General features: G+C 67.8%; 5 protein-coding genes. 3 read left to right on the forward strand and 2 right to left on the reverse strand.

What is annotated here, in order from left to right; all coding sequences use genetic code 11:
* Positions 1–68: 68 nt before the first annotated feature.
* On the reverse strand, positions 69–1,133 hold the full coding sequence (locus Q0S71_RS18470; RefSeq protein ID WP_295999080.1) for a carbonic anhydrase: 1,065 nt from the start codon (positions 1,131–1,133) through the stop codon (positions 69–71).
* A 120-nt stretch (positions 1,134–1,253) separates the two neighbouring features.
* Positions 1,254–1,898, reverse strand: a complete 645-nt coding sequence (locus Q0S71_RS18475; RefSeq protein WP_295999085.1) for a VTT domain-containing protein — start codon at positions 1,896–1,898, stop codon at positions 1,254–1,256.
* 146 nt (positions 1,899–2,044) lie between these two features.
* Here Q0S71_RS18475 and Q0S71_RS18480 point away from each other — a divergent pair, with 146 nt between their 5' ends.
* The 3 genes from Q0S71_RS18480 to Q0S71_RS18490 all read left to right on the forward strand — a co-directional run.
* On the forward strand, positions 2,045–3,091 hold the full coding sequence (locus tag Q0S71_RS18480; protein WP_295999089.1) for a peptidylprolyl isomerase: 1,047 nt from the start codon (positions 2,045–2,047) through the stop codon (positions 3,089–3,091).
* A 146-nt stretch (positions 3,092–3,237) separates the two neighbouring features.
* Complete coding sequence (gene mutL / locus Q0S71_RS18485) at positions 3,238–5,214, forward strand: DNA mismatch repair endonuclease MutL (protein WP_295999092.1); 1,977 nt, start codon at positions 3,238–3,240, stop codon at positions 5,212–5,214.
* Between the two features lie 17 nt (positions 5,215–5,231).
* Positions 5,232–5,492, forward strand: a 261-nt coding sequence (locus tag Q0S71_RS18490) for an isopentenyl transferase family protein (RefSeq protein WP_295999096.1), incomplete at its 3' end; no start/stop codon positions are given.

Genomic DNA, 5,492 nt, shown 5'->3' on the forward strand with positions numbered 1-5,492 from the left:
GGTTTCGCGAGATTCATTCGAAACCGTGGTCTGACCCCGATGTACGCGGCTCCAATGTACGCTGCGGCCTAATTCGACTCCTTGATGATGCGCCCCGAACTCGGCTGCACCGGCCGCGCATTGTAGGGATACAGGCGGCTGAACAAGGCCATCTGCGCCGGCGAAGCCTGGATCGGCTCCTTCATCACCAGCCACAGCACGCCCTCGTCGCAGGGCGGCGTCGTCATCGACCCCATGAACGTAAAATAATCGCGCCGCTGCGGCAGCAGGTCGTTCGGATCGAGCACGATGGACGGCGCCGCCGTGTCGAATTTTTCCAGCGGCAGATTATTCCACACGGTCTGGACCGCGCTCTGCGGCTTGCCGCGCTCCATCAGCAGCGCCAGCACGGCCAGGTGGCCCTCGCCGTCGCGGTGCACCAGATGCGCCACCATCTCATAGCCGCGGCCGTTGATGCGCTCCTCCGACGGCCGGTGGAAATGGAATTCCGTCAGCTCGTACATGCGGTTCTGCACCGTGATGAAATTGCCGCCGCCGACCTGCACCTGCACCGTGTGGCCGTTGTCGGTCACGCTGAACGAGGAGGGATGGTAATCGAAGGTGATCTGCTCCAGGTCGACCTTCATGCCGTCGCGGATATCGATGGGCGACTGGCGGCTGCCGCTGCCGCAGCGGGCCCAGTCGACATTGACCTTGTTCCAGTTGGCCGGACCGTCCTCGCCCTCGTAGGCCCAGTGCGTGCCGTGGCGCGGCGGCGGTGGCGGCGGCGGCGTGGCGGCGATGATGGCGGCCGCCTTTTTGGCCCTGGCCTGCTGCGCGATGCGCGCCGCCTGGTTGGCGCGCATGATGGTCAGGCGCGCCGCGATCTTGGCCGACAGCTCGGCCTCGGCCTGGTCTTCGCGCTCGCGCTGGGACAGCACCGGCGCGCGCCCCTTGCCCATCGGACCGGAGGAGGCGGCCGAGGCCGAGCTTGAAGCCGACGAGGATGACGCCGCGCCCGATGACCCCGGCGCGTTCGGCCGGATCGAGGCGATCGGCTTGGACCCGCCGTGTTCCGACGAGGAAGGAGGATCGGCCGCGTTTGCCGTCGCAATGACGAAGCAGCAGGCAATCAGGGCGATCGAAGTACGCATGGATATCCAGAAGTATAGAATTACCTACTGGTATACGGATGCATTAGGGCAAAACTTGAGTCCGCAGGGCAGTCGGACGCAGAAAAAATTTACACTATGTTATGAAAAGCGGCAGGCCGCTCAGCGCTTGAGCATCTTGCGCGACAGTTTCCACAAGCCGCCCAGCGCCATCGGCACCACCGCCACGCCGCAGCCGAACAGCACGATGGCCGTCAAGTGTTCGCGCACCAGCGGGATATTGCCGAAGAAGTAGCCGGCCGTCGTCAACGCCACCACCCACAGCACCGCGCCGGTCAGGTTGTACATCTGGAAGCGCGTATGGGTCATGTCGGACACGCCGGCCACCAGCGGCGCAAAGGTGCGCACCACCGGCACGAAGCGCGCCAGCACGATGGTCTTGCCGCCGTGGCGCTCGAAGAAATCGTGGGTGCGGCGCAGCGCGTCCTTGTTGATCCAGCGATAGTCCTGCGTGAACAGGCGGTGGCCGATGGCCTCGCCGATCCAGTAATTGAGCGTGTTGCCGCCGGTGGCCGCCGTCACCAGCAGCAGCATCAGCAGCGCCAGGTTCATCTGTCCGGCGGCGCAAAAGGCGCCGGCGATGAACAGCAACGTGTCGCCGGGGAAGAAGAACAGCACGACCAGGCCGGTCTCGCAAAAGATAATGGCAAACAGCACCGCATACACCAGCGTGCCATATTGATGGATCAGGTCGCCAAGCGAGCGATCGACGTGAATGAGCAGGTCCAGCAGGTGCACAAAATCCATATATATTCCATAAAGGTAGCGGCGGAATAATACACCACCGGCCAAGGCTATGGCTGAATACTGGTAGTTTCCAAAACGATCATTTTTCAGTTTACAATGCCCCGACCCCGCGCCGCCGCGCGCGCCCATGCACAAGGAGACCCTGGATGCCCGTACCGCCGCTCACCGCCCCCACCCCACACCCGGCCCGCGCCGCCAGCCCGCAGGCGGAAGCGCGATGCGCGCGCCGCACCACCGGCTGCACCAGCCGCGCCGCCGCGCTGGCGTTGGCGCTGGGCGCACTCGTGGCCGCACCAGCGCATGCGGCGGCGTCCACCACATCCTCCCGCCCCGCCGCGTCCACCGCCAAGGGCGCGCCGCCGGCCAAGGCCACGCTGAGCGACATCATCAAAGCCTCCACGGCGGACGACTGGCGCCCGCTGGACCCGGAGCGCACGCTGTACATGGAACTGCCGGCCGGCCGCGTCGTCATCGAACTGGCGCCCGCGTTCGCGCCGCGGAACGTGGCCAACATCGAGACGCTGGCGCGCGAACACTATTACGACGGCCTCGCCGTGCTGCGCTCGCAGGACAACTTCGTCGCCCAGTGGGGCGACCCGGACGAAGCGCAGCCGAAATCGCTGGGATCGGCCAAGGACAAGGTGGCCGCCGAATTCACGGTGCCGATGACGAAAGCGCAGCACTTCGTGCGCCAGCCCGACGTTGACGGCTACGCGCCGCAGATCGGCCACGCCGACGGCTTCCCGGCCGGACGCGATCCCAAGACCGGCGCCACGTGGCTGGCGCACTGCTACGGCATGGTCGGCGTCGCGCGCGACAACGACAGCGACAGCGGCAACGGCAGCGGCCTGTACGCCGTCAGCGGCCACGCGCCGCGCCAGCTCGACCGCAACATCACCGTGGTCGGACGCGTCGTCTCCGGCATGGCGCTGCTGACGGCGCTGCCGCGCGGCACCGGCCCGCTGGGCTTTTACGAAAAACCGGAGCAGTACACGACGATCAAGACGGTGCGGCTGGCGTCCGAGGTGCCGGAAGCGGAGCGCAGCCGGCTCGAAGTGATGCGCACCGACAGCGCCACCTACGCCGCCGCCATCGAAGCGCAGCGCAACCGCGGCGGCCCGTGGACCAAGGTCGCCGCCGGCTACATCGACCTGTGCAACGCACCGATCCCCGTGCGCGAGCAGGGCAAATAAAGCGCGGCACCGGCGCGGCGACGGGGTAGTTACGGGATCAGACGCGGTTTTAGCCACGGAGTCGCCGCCGCCGGCTCACCTCCATATCAAGCCGCGCCAAAACCCGCCGCCACGATCCGGGCCCCTCAACCCGTTATAATCGCAGCATGAACGCGCCCGACACCACCCTTCTTCCGCCCCGCCCCATCCAGGCCCTGCCCGACCAACTAATATCCCAGATCGCCGCCGGCGAAGTGGTCGAGCGGCCGTCGGCCGTGGTCAAGGAGCTGCTGGAAAACGCGCTCGATTCCGGCGCCACGCAGATCACCGTGCGGCTCGAAGAAGGCGGCGTCAAACGCATCGCCATCACCGACAACGGCCGCGGCATCGCGCCCGAACAGCTGCCGCTGGCGCTGGCCCGCCACGCCACCTCGAAAATCGCCTCCCTCAACGACCTCGAAAACGTCGGCACGCTGGGCTTTCGCGGCGAAGCGCTGGCGTCGATCGCCTCGGTGGCCGCCGTCACGCTGACCTCGCGCACGGCCGACGCGGCCCACGCCTGGGAAATCGTCGGCTCCCACCTCGGCACCGTGGCGCCGTCGTCCGGCCCGCACGGCACCACCGTCGATGTGCTGGACCTGTACTTCAACACGCCGGCGCGCCGCAAATTTTTAAAATCCGAACAGACCGAATTCGGCCACTGCGCCGAAGTCGTGCGCCGCATCGCGCTGGCGCGGCCCGACGTGTCGTTCTCGCTGACCCACAACGGCCGCACCATCGACCACTGGAACATCAGCGAGCTGGCCAAGCGCAGCGCCCACATCCTCGGCGACGGCTTCGCCGAGGCGCGCCTGCCGATCGACGAAACGGCCGGCCCGCTGCGCATCCACGGCTACGCCGGCCTGCCGACGGCGTCCAAGGCGCGCGCCGACGGCCAGTTCTTCTACGTGAACGGCCGCTTCGTGCGCGACAAGGTGCTGGTCCACGCCGTCAAGGCCGCGTACGAGGACGTGCTGCACGGCGACCGCTTCCCGTCCTACGTGCTGGCGCTCGACCTCGACCCGGCGCTGGTCGACGTCAACGTCCACCCGTCGAAAATCGAAGTGCGCTTCCGCGACGGCCGCGCCGTCCACCAGTTCGTGTTCCACGCGGTGCAGCGCGCGCTGGCGCAGACCTCGGCCACCTCGCACGGCAGCGTGCCATCGCCCTTGCCGGCGGCCGATACGCTGGGCGGCGCCTCGCTGTCGGCCCGCGAGCACCAGCAAACCTCGTTCGGATCGCTGCTCTCGCCGACGTACACGCCGACGTTTTCGCCCTCGCCGTTCGGACCATCGCGCGGCGGCGGCGCGGGCGGCGGTGCGGGCGGATACGGCGGCGGCGCCGGTAGCGGCGGCGGCGTCGCGCAGAACGCCACCAGCTACGGCGCGCTGTTCCGCGGCGGCGCCGAAGCCGGCGCCGGCCGCGCCGACACCTTCGGCGCCGACTACGACCGCACGCTGCCCCAGGCCGCGCCGTTCACGGTCTCGCCGGAAGCGATGGCGCAGGAAGAATTCCCGCTCGGCTTCGCGCTGGCGCAACTGCACGGCATCTACATCCTGGCGCAGAACATCAAGGGCCTGGTGCTGGTCGACATGCACGCCGCGCACGAACGCATCCTCTACGAACAACTGAAAACGGCGCTCGACAACCAGGTCTCCGGCCAGCAGATGCAGGTGCAGCCGCTGCTCATTCCCGTCACCTTCTACGCCGACGCCATTGAAGTGGGCACGGCGCAGGAAAACCAGGAGACCTTGCAGGCGCTGGGCTTCGACATCGCCATGCTGTCGCCGACGACGCTGGCGGTGCGCTCGGTGCCGGTGCTGCTGAAGAACGCCGACGCCCAGACGCTGGCGCGCGACGTGCTGCGCGACGTGCGCGAATACGGCGGCTCGCGCGTGCTGATCGAGCGCCGCAACGAGCTGCTCGGCACCCTCGCCTGCCACACGGCGGTGCGCGCCAACCGCATTTTATCGACCCAGGAAATGAACGCGCTGCTGCGCCAGATGGAAAGCACCGAACGCGCCGACCAGTGCAACCACGGCCGCCCGACCTGGGTGCAGGTGGACATCGGCGCGCTCGACAAGCTGTTCCTGCGCGGCCAATGAGCATGGGCGATCCAGGCATGAGCACTCAAGACATCGACGCCACGGCGCGGCCGCCGGCCGTCGCCATCATGGGGCCGACGGCGTCCGGCAAGACCGCCGCCGCGCTGGCCATCGCGCAGCGCATTCCGTCCGAGATCATCTCCGTCGATTCGGCGCTGGTCTATCGCGGCATGGACATCGGCACCGCCAAGCCGACGCGCGCCGAACGCGCCGCCGTGCCGCACCACCTGATCGACATCCTCGATCCGCTCGACGCCTATTCGGTGGCGCAGTTCCGC

Origin of the sequence: Rugamonas sp., from assembly GCF_025354735.1 — a bacterium.
Classification (GTDB): domain Bacteria; phylum Pseudomonadota; class Gammaproteobacteria; order Burkholderiales; family Burkholderiaceae_D; genus Rugamonas.